Below are 15,507 nucleotides of genomic sequence, written 5' to 3'. Positions count from 1 at the left end.
CTACGGCGTCAAGGTGACGAGCCGCTCTTCCGTCATCTCATGCATGGCATAGTGCGGCCCTTCGCGGCCGAAACCGCTGTCTTTCACGCCACCATAGGGCATCAGATCGACGCGCGAACTCGATGTGTTGTTGATGTGCACCGTCCCGACCCGTAGTCCGCGCGCCGCCTGAAGCGCAGCGTCGATCCGGGCCGTGAAGAGCCCCGCGGCGAGCCCATAGGGCGTGGCATTGATCCGTTCGAATGCCTCGTCGAGCGTATCGTAGGGCAGCAGGGTGACGACAGGCGCGAACATCTCCTCGCAAACCGGAGCGACCGTGGGTGAGGCATCTGCCAGGACCGTCGGCGCCAGAACGGCGCGATCGCGCCGACCGCCTGCGAGAATCGTGGCGCCAGCCGCGACGGCCTCGGCAATGCGTGCCTCGGCCCGCTCTGCCGCCTCGACGGAGATCATCGGTCCCGTGATGGTGTCCGCACCGGCCGGATCGCCGAAGGGTGTCGTCTCGGTGAGTGCAACCAGCCGGTCGCGAACCTCGGCATAGACATCGCGCTGCACCAGAAGAACCTGGACGGACGTGCAGACCTGACCTGCCTTTCGAAACGCGGCCGTACGGACCAGTGGCAAGGCTCGGTCGAGATCCGCATCCGGTTCGATGATCGTGAAGGCGATCGACCCGAGCTCCAACTGCGTACGGCGCAAGCCCGCCGCCTTTTGAATCACCCGCCCCACATCGGTAGATCCGGTGAAGGTGTAGAACCGTATATCGGGTTCCTCCAGAAGCTGTTGCCCGACCTCCGCCCCACCCTGGAGCAACGCGATCAAATCGGCGGGCCACCCGGCCCGCAGCATCAAATCGACGATGAGGGCACCGCAGAGAGGGGTATGCGCCGAGGGCTTCAAAAGCACCGGATTGCCCGCCGCAATCGCCGGCCCGACCTTATGGGCGACGGTGTTGAGCGGGGCATTGAACGGCGTGATCGCCGCCACGGGACCGATCGGCACCCGCATGACGAAGGCAAATCGCCCAGCCGGCCCGGGAGCACCGGATATGGGGATGGTTTCATTGGCGTCGAACCGCCGCGCCTCCTCGGCGCAGAGCGTCAGGGTTTGAATACAGCGGTCGGTTTCAGTGCGGGCATCGCTGCCGGTAAACCCGGTTTCGGCCTGGTAGGTCGCAGCGAGTCTGTCCTGGTCAGCGCGCGCGAGAGACGCCGCACAATAGAGAATCTCCGCCCGTTCGTAGGGTGATGGCACGCCCCTGTCGAAGGCGCGCCGACAATGCTCCACCGCCTCCGACACAAGCGCAGGAGCAGCGGCCTGAACGCTCGCGACAACATCGCCGCTGTATTTATCGCGCACCTCGAAGGACTTTTGCGAGTCGCGCCAAGCACCGGCGATAAACAGGCGCGTTTCAACTACCGCACCATTCGTTCCAGGCAATTCCATATCCGATTCCTGCTCGTTCCATCCCACCGAAAGGGGCTCTTCAGTTAACCGCACCGGCCATGGCTTCGTCCCAGGAGAGGGTCTCGCGCTCACTGTAGTCGCGATCCCAGTCGCCGAGATTTTCGCGATCGACGAGTTGAGCGGGCAGAAGCACGCGGCGGGGAACCGTCTCGCCGCGGAGCGTGCGGACGATACCGTCGATCGCAATCGCACCCATCGACATGGCATCGAATGCAGCGCTGGCGATCATCTCGCCGCGTTTCATCAACTCGACGCCTGCCGGCGTGACGTTGGACCCTATCACGGGCACGGAGCGTCCAGCTTCCTTCAGAGCCTCGAGTACACCGATGGCCATATAGTCGTTCGCGACGATCACTCCGTCGAGCGCATCGATCTTCGTCAAGGCATCGGCAAAGGCCGCATAGGCGATATCCCGCTGATAGCCGCCACTGAACTGAGACACGCAGACGACATCGGGAAACTCCATAAGCGCGCGTTTGAAGCCCGCGCTGCGCGGGGCCGATGTGGCGGAGTCGACATGGCCGTCGACGATCGCCACAGCCCCCGAACCGCCGATGTGGCGACACATCCTCTCGGCCATCGCATAGCCGAGCGCTTCATTGTCCGAACCGACGAACATGATAGCGGGAGACGGTTTGGTCTCGCTCACCACATAGAACAGAGGGATGCGAGCCTGCACGATCGCATCGACCCCAGCCGAAAGCCGGGTTGCATGGGCAGGCGCCAGAATGATCGCATCGGGATTAAGCGCGATTGCCTGCCCGATCAACGCGATCTGCTCCTCTATATTGTCCGGTTTCTCGGGTACGAGATGCGTTGCGCGGCCGCCATAGTTCGCGACGAAGCGATCTACCCCCAATCGCGCGCCCACGTAGGCCGGGTTGGTGCGGTTCTTGGTGAGAACTGCGATATGAAAAGGGCGATCCCCCATCGACATGTCACCTCGTTGCACGCAGACGCTTTGCTTCAACCACAAGCTCAAGGAAGTCGCGACACAGACAACGATGACGGACGATGCGCGGTTCGGCGAGATGGACTCAGGCAAAGCTGATTTCGTATCCTATTGTACACGGTTGTATATTTATTATAGCTTCATCACAAGCCAAAGACAAAAACAGGCGGGAAACGAAAAGGAGGGAAGCGCGATGACCGATGTTCTGGGACATCGACTCAAGGTCGGGTCGCTCGTTCCATCCACGAACAGTTCCGTCGAACCGGAAATCGCCGGCATGGCGATTGAAGGTGTCACCCACCTCGCAGCACGCATCAGCGTGCCCAATCAGGAATTTCGCTCAAACGCCGACGCCGAGGCCATCGTTGTCGCAACGGAACCCGATCTCCTGCCGGCTCTCAGCAGGCTGATGGCCGCCAATCCGGACCGGGTGATCATGGCGATGGCCGTGCCCTGCTTCTGGGGTGGCCGGGCTGGAAGTACGAGCATGAAGCGCCGCTTGGAAGAGCACGCCGGCGTTCCCGTTACCGTGCCACCGGACGCACTCGACCAGGCGTTGACGACCATGCAGGCGAAGACGATCGCAGTAGTGTCGCCCTACATGCCGCTGGCGGACGAACATGTGAAAGTCTGGTTCGAAGAAGCGGGATACGGCGTCGATAAAATCGTCGGCCTGCGCGCCCCGCGGGAAGACCAGGTCATCGACATCACGGCCGACCAACTGCAGACAGCCTTCGACAGAGTCGATAGCAGTCGCGTCGACGCCCTGGTCCACGTCGGAACCTCGATCGCTATGGCGCGTCTCGCCGCCCCTTTCGAAGCGCGCTACCGGAAACCTGTCATTTCCGTAAATGTCGCTTGCTGGTGGGCGACCTTGCGCGCCGCCGGAATCGCGGATCGTCGCGACGGGTACGGTCGGCTCCTGCGGGATTTCTGACAATAGCCCGCGCGGCAAAGAATCTGCAAGCTATGGATACCACTGCATACACTTGAATATTGTAGTCGAACGCTGCATTCTGCGACAAGGCGACACAGCCCCTGGCAGCGCGATGTGCGATGCCCGGAAAAGAAAAAATACGGATCGAGGAGGAAATCGAATGCTCAAGTTCACCAAACGCGGCGCACTCACCGTCCTAGCGGCCGCGTCTCTTTTTGCCGCCTCGCTGCCGGCAGCGGCATATCCCGATCGCCCGATCACGATGATCGTTCCCTGGGGCGCCGGCGGCGGTACCGACACACTGGCGCGAACCTTTGCGGCGATGCTCGAAGAAGAGCTCGGTCAGCCGATCAATGTCGTCAACAGAACCGGCGCCGGCGGTGTCGTCGGACATACGGCGATGGCGACCGCGGCCGCCGACGGCTATACGATCGGCCTGGGAACCGTCGAGTTCACGACCTATCGGCCACTCGCGCAAGGCGATATCGGACCGGATTCTTTCACCCTGCTGTGCCGCCTCGCCTCCCTGCCTGCAGGTATCACCATCAAAGCGGATGCTCCTTGGAACAGTGCGGCGGAGCTGCTGGCGGCGATCAAGGAGAATGACGCGGGAACCTACATCTCCTCGGGCAGCGGGGTCGGCGGCGCCTGGCATCTTTCGGTTGCCGGCTGGCTGAATGCCGAAGGCGTCGATCCGCTCAAGATCCGCTTCGTACCCTCCAAAGGTGGAGCGCCTGCCCTGCAAGACGTCGTCGCCGGCGGCATCACGATGTACACGGGGTCGATCAGCGAAGGCAAAGCGCTGGCCGACGCCGGCGAAGTCCGCCTTCTAGCGATCATGCATCCCGAGCGCATCGATGCGCTCGACGACGTGGAAACGATCGCCGAGAGCACCGGCACCGACTGGGCGGCTTCCTCTTGGTTTTCCTTCATGGCACCGCCCGAACTGCCGGCTGACGTGGAGGCGAAGCTGACCGACGCCGCCATGACGGTTTGGTCCAGCGATCAACTCCAGAGCTTCATGGCAGAGCGCGGCTATGTCCCTGCGGGTGAGTGCGGCGACGACTTCGATGCCTTTGCCGAGCAGGTCGCCACCGACACGGCAGAGGTCATCGGCAAGCTCGGTCTCGGCCAGTAACGTCCGGTCGTCAGACCTTCCTGCTGCAATGCGCGATCTGGGGAGAGGGACGGCCGACGGCCTTTCCTCTCCCTTGCGCGCGAACAGTCGACGGGCAGGAGCGTGTAGAGTGATCCCGCAGCGATTTGAGGACCACCCTTCAATCGACTGCTTGAATGGCGCTCCAGGGACCCGGCCTCCGTTAAGGTATCTGAGGCCCTGTATGTTGCCCGGTCGTCACCTGCTGAGGGCACACAAAGATGAAAATCGCTGACTGGGCCCTGGGTCTCCTGCTGACCGCCAGCGGTGCAGTCGTCCTCTGGGAAGCTCAGAGCTTTCCGTCCCCGGTGGGTCAGCTCTACGGTGCCGCTTTCTTTCCCACTATCGTCGGCAGTGGCATGGCGCTGGTCGGCGTGCTGATGAGCATGACCGGCCTTAGAAAGGCCAAGACCGGCGTCGTGCGTTTCGACGAATGGCATCCGAACGCGGCAACCCTTGCGCGCCTTGCGCTGCCCATAGGGATCACCCTAGCGATCATCTTCGTCATGCCGCATGCGGGCTTTCTCGCAACAGCCACCGTGTCGTTGATCGTGTTTCAGGTGTTTCTCGGCGTGCGGTGGCTGGTGGCCCTGCCTATCGCGCTGATCGGCGCAGTCGTCATTTCCTATGTGTTCGGGACGCTGCTGCGGGTTGCCCTGCCCTACGGCCCCCTCGAAGCGCTGCTGTCCTGAGGCCGTCATGGAGCAGCTTCTCAGTGCGTTGGATCAGGTTCTCACACTCGAAGTGCTGACCACCATGGTGGTCGCCAGCGTCTTCGGTCTGTTACTCGGCGCCATTCCCGGCCTGACGGCGACGATGGGTGCGGCCCTGCTCGTTCCGATCACCTTCTTCCTCGATCCCTTGCCCGCAATTGCGGCGGTGGTCGCAGTTGCGACCTCGGCGATCTTCGCCGGTGACTTGCCGGGTGCGCTGCTTCGCATCCCAGGTACGCCGGCCTCGGCCGCCTATGTCGATGACGCCTATGCGCTGACAAAACGCGGCAAGGCCCCCTTGGGGCTTGGCGTCAGCCTGATCGCGGCCGTCATCGGCGGTACGCTCGGCACCCTCATTCTCGTTTTCGGCGCTCAGTATCTGGCGCGCTTCGCCTTGGGGTTTTCGTCGACCGAATACTTCTGGCTGGCTGCCTTGGGGTTGAGCTGTGCCGTGATCGTCAGCGGCAGATCGAAACTCAAAGGCTTTGCGTCCCTTTTCATCGGTCTCTTCATTGCCTGCGTCGGCATCGACGTTATCGCGGGCTATCCGCGCTTTACCTTCGGCACGGTCGAACTGATGGGCGGCGTGGGTTTCATCCCGGCTCTGATCGGCATGTTTGCGCTTGCGGAGATCCTGCGCAATCTGGCGCGCGGCTCCAGTATCAAGCAAACCAGCACACAACCGGTTATCGAAAACCGTAAGAACCTGATCGAAGCGGTCAGAGCCGTAGCCGGTCACAAGCTGAATGTCGCGCGCGGCGGGATTCTCGGTACGATCATCGGAGCCCTGCCAGGCGCCGGTGCCGACATCGCCTCGTGGATCGCTTACGCCGTATCGAAACGTGCCTCGAAGACGCCCGAGAAGTTCGGCACCGGTCATACGGAGGGCTTGAGCGAGGCGGGAGCCGCCAACAACGGGGCGCTTGCCGGAGCCTGGATTCCAGCGCTGGTCTTCGGAATCCCGGGAGATACGATCACCGCAATTGCAATCGGCATTCTGATGGTCAAGGGCCTGCAGCCCGGCCCGACCATCTTCCTGATGCAAGGCGATCTGATCTACGCGATCTTCATCGCCTTCTTCATCGCCAACATCATCCTTCTACCGCTCGGTTTGATCGCCATTCGGGCCGCAAGCCAGATCGTCCGCGTGCCCCAGAACATCATGCTGCCTCTGATCCTGATCTTCTGCGTCGTCGGGTCCTACGGCGTTTCGGGATCCACCTTCGGCATCGGTGTCATGCTGGTGATCGGCGTGCTCGGCTGGCTGATGACCGAAAACGACATACCGCTGGCGCCGGCCATCCTCGGCATCGTGCTCGGCGAGATGGTCGAGTTCAACTTCGTGACCAGCCTGGTGAAAAGCGACGGCGATCTGATGGTGTTCTTCGACCGTCCGATCAGCGCTGTGCTTGGTGTCATCACGATTGCCGTCTGGCTGATAACGCTTGCCAGCATCGTGATCCGGGCCCGAACGAGAGATGCCGTGTCCGCCGGTGACCCTGAAGAGAGACAATAACCTCCCTGTTACGCCCGCACCCTAAGTGCAGCGCCGTCTCACCGCAGACCTACGCCAACGATCTCAGAACCATCGGCGACGCCTTCATTGAAGCGAAACGGATTTGCGAAGAGCTGCCTGCGCGCCAAGGCTGGCTGCAAGGTTTGAGTGACACCGCTTGAACAGGTGGGAGCCAGTGAGGCCAGCAGATGCCTCAGTCGTCACTCGGCGGCGATGTGATCACCAGAAAGACCAGGCGCTCCAGCCCGGTGTTGTGGATCGCATGCTCGATCCCCGGCGGGAGAAAGACCACATCGTGCCGCCGCACGATCCGGCGCTCGCCGGCAATTTCCATCAAGCCTTCGCCCTCCAGAACATGGTAGATCTGTTCCTGAACCTTGTGCGCGTGGACAGCCACATAGGCCATCGGTTCATAACAGGAGATGCGATGATCGACGTGCTTCGCGCCTTCGTTTTCCGGGCGAACCAGTAGCTTCGATAGGGCGCCGCCATGGTGAGCGGGCAGTTCCTGCCACATCACTTCGGCGATGTTGCGTACGATGGCCTGCCGGCCGTCCGGTGCCCGTCCATGCCGGGTTTCACTGCTCATTACGCGGCCTCCCCAAGCGGCTATCGCAATTGCCGATCGCCCGGCTCACTCCGGACGCCAGGGCGTACCGAATACCGGTTCTTTCTGCGGAAGCGGCGGCAACTGCCAGGTTCCGGTTGCCGGCGGACGAATGTCGGCATCGACATGGACATCGATGAGATAGGGCTTGTTGAGAGAAACCGCGTGTTCAAGCGCAGCGGCGAAATCCTGAGACCGCGTCACCGTCGTCGCTTCGACCCCGCTGGCGCGCGCCATCGCCGCGAAATCTGGATTGTACGGCGTATTGTTGTCGCCTGCGTAGAACGCCGTCCCGATTTCGCGTCCACCAAACATCCCGTACTGGATGTCGCGGATCGCGCCCCAGGCAAAGTTGTTCCATACGACCCAGACGACCGCGATGTCGTATTCAACTGCGGTACAGAGAACATGCGGTACCATGATAAAGCCACCATCGCCGCATATCGAGACGCAGGTCTTGTCGGGCGCCGCAAGCTTTGCACCAAGCACACCGGACGGGCCAAATCCCATGCCAGAATAGCCCCAGGTATTCAGCATTGTCTGCGGCTGGCGAGCGCGCCAAAACTGCATAAACCAGTTATGGTGAACTCCCGAGTCCAGCGTGATGATCGCGTCGTCGGGCAGAACCTTGCGACAGTCGGCGACAATGCGTTCGGGTCGAAGGGGGCTGCTGTGCTCGACGAATCCCGGCGCGACGAACGCCTCCCATTCGGCTTTCCAGCCGGCGATGTCCTCATGCCACTCGGCGAGGCGCGGCGTGCTTTCCGTCTCGGTCCGCGGCAGCTCCAACGCGGCCAGCACCTGCCGGAGGAAGGTCCGCGCATCCGCCAGAATTCCGAGGTCGGGCGGAAAGTTCCGGCCGATCTCGGCATCGTCGACATCGACCTGGATCAGTTTGGTCTGGGGGAAGTTCCAGGAGTATCCGGGCAACCAGGACGAGGCGGAGCGGTCGTCGAAGCGCGCGCCGATGCAGATCACCAGATCGGCGTGCCGCCCCGCCTGATTGGCCGTATAGACGCCGTTACGGCCGATAAAGCCAAGCGACAAGGAATCGTCCATGTCGATACAGCCCATGCCGTTGGGGGAAGAGATCACCGGAATGGACAGACGATGGGCAAGCTCGGTCAGTTCGGCCGAGGCCTCCGACAGCGTGACGCCGTGACCGATGAACAGAACCGGGCGCTTGGCTGTCCGAATCATCTCCATCGCAGTGGCAATGTCGTCTTCGGATGCGCCGCTGCGCCGCTCGTTGTGCGTCACGCCGGAGGCCTCGAGCATCACCTCGGCCTCCTCCTGGAACAGATTGAACGGCACGTCGAGATTGACCGGTCCCGGACGGCCCGACAGCATCGTCGAGGTCGCCTGGCGCAGCGCCAGCGGCAGCATCTCGACGCGGGTCGGCTGGAACGACCGCTTCACCACCGGGCGGATCACGTTGGGAAAATCGGCGGCATGATGCCGATTCAGTTCCTGGAAGGGTCCGCGATTGAATTGCTGTGTGGGAACGTTAGCCGTGATCGCCAAGAAGGCCGATGAGTCCGTTTGCGCAACGGCACAGGACATTATGAGGTTGGCCGATCCCGGCCCGCAGGAAGTCAAGGTCGCAACCGGCTTGTGACGCACCCGGAAATAGGCGTCGGCCATATGACCGGCGACCTGCTCGTGGCGCGGCGATATCAGCGTCAACCTGTCCTTTTCTTGATGCATGGCATCGAGAAGACCGACATTGCCATGCCCGCAGATGCCGAAGACATAGGGAATGTCTTCCTTGATCAGAGCCTCGACAATGAGCTCCCCACCCTTTTTCATTGTCTCATCGGCCATATGGCGCGCTCCAGTTTGTCGACTATTGTATACCGTTGTATTTGCCCTTGCTTCAGGTGTCAATCGATGACATGGACTAGCCTCTACTCACTCCGCTGCGCGCGGCGCCCGAATGCGCGGCAGACGATCCGAGATGTCAGGCGCCCAGTGGGCATGGCGCATATCTCGCTCCGCGAGCGAACAACACGAAGTGTCACCTCACCGACGCAGTCGGCTTCTGAAAGCCATACCTCAGGATGGACCACTTCAGTGAGGGACGCTCACAGGTGCCTGTACCATCTTTCAGTCTCCTGTTTGGATGTCGCCGGGGACCATCCCCTGCTGACGCGGAAAGGGCGATGGCGGACGGCGGGCGTCTGACCCCCCTCTTTCCTTTGGGGGGCGGAGCCTTAGCGGAGACCACCGGGGCGCACTTTTTTGGGAGCGCAGCGCCATGCGCGGGCAGCCGCGAAGCGGCGGGGAAAAACGTGCGAACCGGCGGTTTCAGGCGACGGCGTTTGCCATAAGACCTGAAAGCAGAAGCAGGGGATGGTCTCCAGCGACAAACCGCATGCCGGGAGACCGATGGTGCGGGTGCTTGGATATGTGACGACGGGACCATACCGGAGCCGTTCGGTATAGGCTCTCGACAGTGAGCCGGGCGCAAGTCCAAGGTTCCTGTTGCCGTTGGCGATGCAGAGGGATGCACAGCGCGGCCTGGGCGCCCGAACCATGGACCGGCGCATGTGTCGGAACCGGGGCCGCATCTCAAAGGCTCGCTCACCCCGTTCCCCCCATCCGTCGTATCGAGTCCACGCCAATCTCGGCTGGGCCGCTTAACGCAGCCCCCCCTGAGCCATTCGAACCGACTGAGCGCGCATGGGTCGTACAACGAAAGAAGTGGCCATTAACGGGCCGCTTTTTCGAGCATTTCTGTCGTGCTTTTTGGCTTTTGTCGCGGGGGCGCGCAACCGTTGACATCGGCACGGGCTTTTTCAGGCAGCAGCGCAAAAGACGATATGGGTCAAAAATTTAGATTTGCCAGAGACTTAGGCGCACAGCAAAAGCTAGATGTCCGAACGCTAACCGTACTGCGGTTCCGTTATGGACCGCTTCCACGCTGTCAAATCCGTTCAGGGATTTAAGAACGGCAACCCCCGATCTTCGTCGCTTCCGTCGCGCTTGCCTTGACGTGCAGCGGAAAGCGCCGAACCTATGGTCGACCAGCTCTCCGGCGCGGGGCGTCGCGGGTTGCGGCCGTAGCGCGCCAAGCCAACTTCCGTCAGGGCGCGAACCAAGTTCTCCTCTTCCCCGGCCGCAGGTCGATGACTGCGCAAGCGCCAAAGATCGATGCTGCGAAGGGTGCGATCGAAGTGGCGAGCGCGCAGCGCCTCGTTGATTTCGGCAAAGGCGTGGGCTTCAGATGCCAGGTAACTCGATCGTCGCTCCAGGCGCCAGGCAGACAAGCGCGGCCAGATCCGCCAGACCACGGCACCGGTTAAGCCGGCAAGCAGCGCTATGCCGAAGCTCCATAGTAAGAGACCGGTCCATCTTCGAGTCGCAGGTCTGGTCGCGGACACTTGTGCTCGAATCTCGAAACCTTCCACCCTCGCCGTCTCGACCTGCTGGTTGCGCAAGTTGAACCAGTTGAGGCTTACAGGTGGGATTGCATAGCGCCCGGCTGCTTCGACGAGGTAAGTCACACTCTCGGCCCGGCTGCCCGAAACGCCGCTTTCGGTCTCGCTTTCCGTGACCACCGGCTCTTTCGGATAGGCAGACAGGCCCTCAGCGGAGAGCGGCGGAATCAAAGGCGGGAGAAAGATCGGGGAAACACCTTCGGTCCGCGCGATCAGCCTTCGCGTGACAGCGCCGCCGACTTCCAAGCTCTCCGCCGTGCCGCCCAGAGTCTGCTCCAAGGTCAGTGAATCGGCGGCAATGAAGGGGACCAGCGTTTCCGCTCCTTGGGGCACTCGCCCCTCAAAGACGAGCGGGCTGCTGAGCAGTTCGACCGTTCGAGGCTGTCTAGTCTGGGGATCGACGAAGGCGACCGTTGCCGTTTGCGGGGGAATTCGAAAGGAGCCGGCAGTCATGGGATAGAGGCGGTACCGGCGTGTGACGCCGGACCAGGTCTCGCCGTCGACCCTCTCGCTGATGGGTCGCGCGCCTCCGATTGGCAGGCGAACTATCACGCTGGGTGTCTCGAAGCTTGGAAAGCGCGGCGGCTGGGGCATCCAGGTGGGCACCAGTATCGTCACGCGCAGCTCGATGGGCTGACCTGGAATGGCAGCCGACGTCTTCAACTCGGTGCGCAGAATGGGCTGTTCCGCAGCAGCGGTCATAGGAAAGGCAAGACAGAGCAGAAGAAGGAGAAGGTATCTCACGGCCGAGCCTCCGCTGCTTCCAGAGCAAAGCGCAGGCGCAAGAAATCGGCGGCCTGGGTATCGACGTTGCGCATCCACTGCTCCGCCGTTGTGGCAGCCATCTGCTCTTCCGCCGTGGCTCTCGTCTCGTTTCCGCGGTTTGCCGCGTTGTCGAAGACCGTATCGTCGGCCCCGATGCCGCTCTCTTCGCCGGTGTCGGACTGTTCACGGGCGCGCTCGACGTAGTCCAGGATGGCGCGGGCGATCTCCAGGTTGCGGGTTGCCGGTTGGTGACTCGGGTCGCGTGCCACTGCGGCCTCGAAAGCGGCGATGCCGCCGCGGTAGTCGCGCGACCGCACCAGCGCCATACCGCGGGCAAAGATGGCCTCTGCACTGTCGAGACGGGCCAGCACCTCGGCGGCCTCGGCATAGCGGCCGGCTCGGTAGAGCGCGTAGCCTTTCCACTGGGGGTCGGCGAAGCGTTCTCCCGCCGCGGCGAAGTCGCCCGCCTCGTAGGCCAGCCGGCCCTGCTGATCCGCCGTCAGGAACCAGTCGCCCCACCCGTCGGCCTGCGCTGTCCCCGGTGTTCCGCCGAGTAAGACGGCGGTCGGCAGCAGGGCCCAGCGCATCGTCCAGCCGCGGCGAAACCACAGCAGCGTCAGGAGAGCGGCCGGCCAGGCCAGGATCCAGCCCTTGTCCGCCCAGTCCAGGCGCTCGTCCCGGGCCAGAGCGGCTCGATAGGCAGAGGCGATGCGGCGATTCAGCTGGGCGACGTCGGAGCGGTCGGGCGTGCCCCGGACGACCGTGGCGCCGCCTGGCAGGCCGCCGCCGGGTGCATCTCGGCTGGCGAGCGACAGGAACAGCACCGGCGGGCCCTTGCCGGCGATGTGCCGCTCGAAGCTCGGCAGGTCGGCTCGGTCAAGATCGTCCAGAACGAAGAGGATGGCGCCCGGCGTCGTCTCCTCGGCCAAGGTCGCGGCGGCGAGGTCAAGGGCCTGTGTCGCATTCTGTCCGGGCGACGGCATGATGTCCGGCGAGAGCGCCTCCAGGAAGGGTTTGAGGACCGCCAGGTCCTCGGTCAAAGGCACCACCCGGTGAGCGCTGCCGGCATAGGCGATCAGGGCTAGGCGTCCGCCGCCGCGTGCTGCCATCAAATCGAGAATCTTGTGTTTTGCCCGTTCAAGCCGGTTCGGTGGCAAGTCGGTCGCCTGCATACTATCGGAGACTTCCAGCGCCACCGCCAAGGGCGCCGTCTGAGCCATCAGAGGGTTGGGAACTCGGCTCCAGGTCGGCCCCGCCGCCGCGAGTGCCAGGAGCGCAAGCGTCAAGGCGATGCCGTCGATGGGAAGAAGGCGTCGCGGTCCCGTTCCGCCCAAGGTGAGGGCGGCGGCGAGGTGCGGCGCGACGCCTTTCGGCGGCGCCGGCGGGCGCGTAGCGCGGCGCCGAATACCCCACCAGAGCAGCATCGCGATGGGAACAACCGTCAGCCACCAGGGACGAAGGAGGTGGAAGGCTGCCAGCGCCGCTTGGAGATCACTCATGCTGAGGCCCTCCGGTTTGATCGCCAATGCAACCAGGCAGTGACCGCCACCACGAGCAGGACCGCTGCCATCAAGGGCCAGTGACCGAGGGGCTCGCGCGGCTGGAAGGAACGCCGCTCTACCGCGCGCGGCGCCAACTGCTCGATGCGCGCGTAAACGCTGGCCAAGCCGGCTTGGTCGTCGGCGAAGAAGAAGCGGCCGTCGGTGCGGGTTGCGATGTCTTCGAGCGCCGAGAGATCGACGGCGGCGTCATCCTCTGCCTCGGGATCGCCGACTCCGATGGTGTAGATCTCCACGCCCCTTAGCGCGGCAATCTCAGCGGCGTTGACTGGGCTCATGCGGCTGCCGGTATCGGCGCCGTCGCTCAGCAGGATCAGCAGCCGTTGCTCGATCTCGCTGGCCTCGAAGCTGCGGATGGCCAAGCCGATCGCATCGCCGAGGGCGGTATGCGGTCCGGCCATCCCGACACTGGTCTGCTCCAGCAAGGCGCTCAGGCTGCGCAGGTCCTCGGTAAAAGGAGCCTGCACGAAGGCCCGGCTGCCGAAGACGATCAAGGCCAGCCTTTCCCCTTGTCGCGCAGCGATGAATGCGCCGACGACGTCTTTGACCGCTTCCAGGCGTTGCAGGCGCCTGCCGTCCGTGCCAACGAAGTCGCGCTGGTCCATCGAGTCGGAGATATCAATGGCCAGGATGACGTCGCGTGCGGCCTTAGTCGTCTCAATTGGATCATCCAGTCGCTCCGGACGAGTCAACGCAGCAATCAGCAGCAGCCAAACCAGGATCGCGGAAAACATCTGCACGCGGCGGCGCAGCAGCACGACGGAGCCCAGCCGCGGTCGCATGCCCGCAGTGGCAGTGATTTCTCGAAAGAAGGGAAAGCGCAGCGCCGGCATCTCTTCTCGGTGCGGCGGCAGAAACTGCCAAACCAGCCAGGGAGCCGGCAGCAGCAGCAGCGCCCAGGGGAAGGCCAGCTCTATCATCGCTTCCGACGGATCCCTGATTTGGGACGGCGGTGACGGCGGATCCAGTCTGCAGCGACTGGCGCCAATCCGGGTTGTGGAGCCGTTGTCGCATAGGGCGCCACCGCGAAGGCTCGGCCAGCACCTCGGCGGAAAGCGGTGCCGTCGCAGGTTTCATCGAGAAAGGCGAGCCAAGCCTCGCCGTAGAGCGCGGCAACCTTGGCACGCGGAAAGGCGGCCAGCGCAGTGCGCCGAAGGACCTCGGCCAGTACGGCCGGATCGTCACCTGCGGCGGCGACTTCTCTCAGCGCCGCGCGTCGGTAGGCTTCCGCACGGTGGGCCGCGATCCAGCGATACAACAGCCAAGCCGCAGCCGCCGTCAACGCCAGCCCGAGCCAGATCCACCCGGCAGTCTGGGGCCAGAGCGGTATCGGCGGTGGTTCCGGAACCGGCTCCAGGCGCTCGAGCAATTCGACGAGGTTCAGGCCGGAAAGGTCTTCGCTCATCGGCGCGCCCCGGGATGCCCCATCAACTTTCGGAGCTGAGGCAAGGTGGGCGCTCCAGCGTCGAGCGGGAGCAGCGGGAGTCCGAGGCGGGCTTGCCAGGCAAAGAGAAAGGCGAGGCGTCCGCTAGCTATCTCTATAAGGGCGCGCCGTACCACCCTCGACTCAAGCTCAATCTCTGCCTGCAGGCAACCGTCGGAGACGACGACCCGTAGGTCATCGGGAAGCTCCTGCGCCATTGGGTCGGTAACCGGGCAAAACAGTACGTCATTGTGTCGCGCCAGGCCGCCCAGCCGCGCTTCTGTGCGCGCGTCAATTCTGTCGAAGTCGCTGATAATCGGAATCAGATGGTCGCGGGGGGCGATGCGGGCCACGGCTGTCAGCACCTGATTGAGAGGCAGGGGCTCGACAGTAGGCGCCGCCGCCTTCAGTCTCCCGTTCGCGGCAGCCAGGGCAGCAAGTAAGCGATCGAGAGCCTTGCGGCTGCGTTGCAGCCGGACTTCGGCAATCGCCTCGTCGCCAAAGACGATCCCGCCGACCCGGTCGCCTTGGTCGAGGATGCGGAAGGCAGCCAGTGCTGCTGCCTCAGCCGCCGTCACGGACTTCATGTTATGCCGTGAGCCGAAGAACATTGACATACGCTGATCGACCACGATCAGCGCCGGGCGGTCGCGTTCCTCCGTGTAGACGCGCAGATGCGGCTTGCCGATACGCGCCGTGACCTTCCAGTCGATGGCGCGGGTGTCATCTCCGGGCAGATAGCCGCGCAGTTCCTCGAAGTTCAGTCCGCGCCCCCGCAGGCGCGAGGCATGCCGGCCATTCAGCACACTGCGGAGCGACCGTCGCGGCAGGAAGCTCAGCGTCCTCGCCTGCCCCTCGATCCGCCGCAGATGCGCCAAATCGACATGAACACGCGGGTCGGCAAGGGGCCGAACTCTCGACTTTTCCGTCAGTCCCGCTCGTCCGCGCGCGGCGACGTCCCGCATGCCGAAC

General features: G+C 63.4%; 13 protein-coding genes. 4 read left to right on the top strand and 9 right to left on the bottom strand.

From position 1 onward, the window contains the following. Entirely contained in the window at positions 1-1,446 is a 1,446-nt protein-coding gene (locus tag DBZ32_RS15950) for an aldehyde dehydrogenase family protein (protein ID WP_119168172.1), read from the bottom strand. A 40-nt stretch (positions 1,447-1,486) separates the two neighbouring features. Then, a complete protein-coding gene (locus DBZ32_RS15945; protein WP_208539255.1) occupies positions 1,487-2,398 on the bottom strand; it encodes a sugar ABC transporter substrate-binding protein in 912 nt (303 codons plus the stop codon). 73 nt (positions 2,399-2,471) lie between these two features. On the opposite strand from DBZ32_RS15945, the gene DBZ32_RS15940 reads away from it, so the two are divergent. From DBZ32_RS15940 to DBZ32_RS15925, 4 genes are all read left to right on the top strand, one after another. Beyond that, positions 2,472-3,356 carry a maleate cis-trans isomerase family protein gene (locus DBZ32_RS15940; RefSeq protein WP_119168170.1) on the top strand — a complete coding sequence of 295 codons (885 nt, stop codon included), beginning with the start codon at positions 2,472-2,474 and terminating at the stop codon, positions 3,354-3,356. 160 nt (positions 3,357-3,516) lie between these two features. Continuing rightward, a complete protein-coding gene (locus DBZ32_RS15935; protein ID WP_162906791.1) occupies positions 3,517-4,494 on the top strand; it encodes a Bug family tripartite tricarboxylate transporter substrate binding protein in 978 nt (325 codons plus the stop codon). Positions 4,495-4,733: 239 nt separating this feature from the next. Beyond that, positions 4,734-5,204 (top strand): tripartite tricarboxylate transporter TctB family protein, encoded by a 471-nt coding sequence (locus tag DBZ32_RS15930; protein ID WP_119168168.1) that lies wholly within the window; start codon positions 4,734-4,736, stop codon positions 5,202-5,204. 7 nt (positions 5,205-5,211) lie between these two features. Next, positions 5,212-6,741 (top strand): tripartite tricarboxylate transporter permease, encoded by a 1,530-nt coding sequence (locus tag DBZ32_RS15925; protein ID WP_119168167.1) that lies wholly within the window; start codon positions 5,212-5,214, stop codon positions 6,739-6,741. Positions 6,742-6,934: 193 nt separating this feature from the next. Here DBZ32_RS15925 and DBZ32_RS15920 read toward each other — a convergent pair whose 3' ends face one another. From DBZ32_RS15920 to DBZ32_RS15890, 7 genes are all read right to left on the bottom strand, one after another. Then, complete coding sequence (locus DBZ32_RS15920) at positions 6,935-7,330, bottom strand: cupin domain-containing protein (protein WP_119168166.1); 396 nt, start codon at positions 7,328-7,330, stop codon at positions 6,935-6,937. Between the two features lie 45 nt (positions 7,331-7,375). Continuing rightward, a complete protein-coding gene (locus tag DBZ32_RS15915) occupies positions 7,376-9,235 on the bottom strand; it encodes a thiamine pyrophosphate-binding protein (protein ID WP_208539254.1) in 1,860 nt (619 codons plus the stop codon). Between the two features lie 1,049 nt (positions 9,236-10,284). Next, a complete protein-coding gene (locus DBZ32_RS15910; protein ID WP_119168164.1) occupies positions 10,285-11,532 on the bottom strand; it encodes a BatD family protein in 1,248 nt (415 codons plus the stop codon). Then, complete coding sequence (locus DBZ32_RS15905) at positions 11,529-13,052, bottom strand: VWA domain-containing protein (RefSeq protein ID WP_119168163.1); 1,524 nt, start codon at positions 13,050-13,052, stop codon at positions 11,529-11,531. Before DBZ32_RS15905 ends, DBZ32_RS15910 begins: the two co-directional genes overlap by 4 nt. Next, positions 13,049-14,032, bottom strand: a complete 984-nt coding sequence (locus DBZ32_RS15900; RefSeq protein WP_119168162.1) for a VWA domain-containing protein — start codon at positions 14,030-14,032, stop codon at positions 13,049-13,051. The genes DBZ32_RS15905 and DBZ32_RS15900 overlap by 4 nt, the downstream gene beginning before the upstream one ends. Continuing rightward, positions 14,029-14,517, bottom strand: coding sequence for a DUF4381 domain-containing protein (locus DBZ32_RS15895; RefSeq protein ID WP_119168161.1), 489 nt, complete (start codon positions 14,515-14,517; stop codon positions 14,029-14,031). The genes DBZ32_RS15900 and DBZ32_RS15895 overlap by 4 nt, the downstream gene beginning before the upstream one ends. Next, positions 14,514-15,500: a DUF58 domain-containing protein gene (locus DBZ32_RS15890; RefSeq protein ID WP_119168160.1), complete on the bottom strand. Its 987-nt coding sequence runs from the start codon at positions 15,498-15,500 to the stop codon at positions 14,514-14,516. Before DBZ32_RS15890 ends, DBZ32_RS15895 begins: the two co-directional genes overlap by 4 nt. Positions 15,501-15,507: the final 7 nt, after the last annotated feature.

This window comes from Algihabitans albus, from assembly GCF_003572205.1.
Taxonomy (GTDB): Bacteria; Pseudomonadota; Alphaproteobacteria; order Kiloniellales; family DSM-21159; genus Algihabitans; species Algihabitans albus.
The sequence above is the reverse complement of the archived record's forward strand: the minus strand, read 5'-3'. Positions and strand labels throughout refer to the sequence as shown.

What these genes read in the sequence shown, in the direction of transcription:
- DBZ32_RS15895 (WP_119168161.1), bottom strand. Translation starts at nt 14,517, where the DNA reads ATGAGCGAAGACCTTTCCGGCCTGAACCTCGTCGAATTGCTCGAGCGC.
- DBZ32_RS15905 (WP_119168163.1), bottom strand. Translation starts at nt 13,052, where the DNA reads ATGAGTGATCTCCAAGCGGCGCTGGCAGCCTTCCACCTCCTTCGTCCC.
- DBZ32_RS15950 (WP_119168172.1), bottom strand. Translation starts at nt 1,446, where the DNA reads ATGGAATTGCCTGGAACGAATGGTGCGGTAGTTGAAACGCGCCTGTTT.
- DBZ32_RS15935 (WP_162906791.1), top strand. Translation starts at nt 3,517, where the DNA reads ATGCTCAAGTTCACCAAACGCGGCGCACTCACCGTCCTAGCGGCCGCG.
- DBZ32_RS15930 (WP_119168168.1), top strand. Translation starts at nt 4,734, where the DNA reads ATGAAAATCGCTGACTGGGCCCTGGGTCTCCTGCTGACCGCCAGCGGT.
- DBZ32_RS15945 (WP_208539255.1), bottom strand. Translation starts at nt 2,398, where the DNA reads ATGGGGGATCGCCCTTTTCATATCGCAGTTCTCACCAAGAACCGCACC.
- DBZ32_RS15890 (WP_119168160.1), bottom strand. Translation starts at nt 15,500, where the DNA reads ATGCGGGACGTCGCCGCGCGCGGACGAGCGGGACTGACGGAAAAGTCG.
- DBZ32_RS15920 (WP_119168166.1), bottom strand. Translation starts at nt 7,330, where the DNA reads ATGAGCAGTGAAACCCGGCATGGACGGGCACCGGACGGCCGGCAGGCC.
- DBZ32_RS15940 (WP_119168170.1), top strand. Translation starts at nt 2,472, where the DNA reads ATGACGGACGATGCGCGGTTCGGCGAGATGGACTCAGGCAAAGCTGAT.
- DBZ32_RS15900 (WP_119168162.1), bottom strand. Translation starts at nt 14,032, where the DNA reads ATGATAGAGCTGGCCTTCCCCTGGGCGCTGCTGCTGCTGCCGGCTCCC.
- DBZ32_RS15925 (WP_119168167.1), top strand. Translation starts at nt 5,212, where the DNA reads ATGGAGCAGCTTCTCAGTGCGTTGGATCAGGTTCTCACACTCGAAGTG.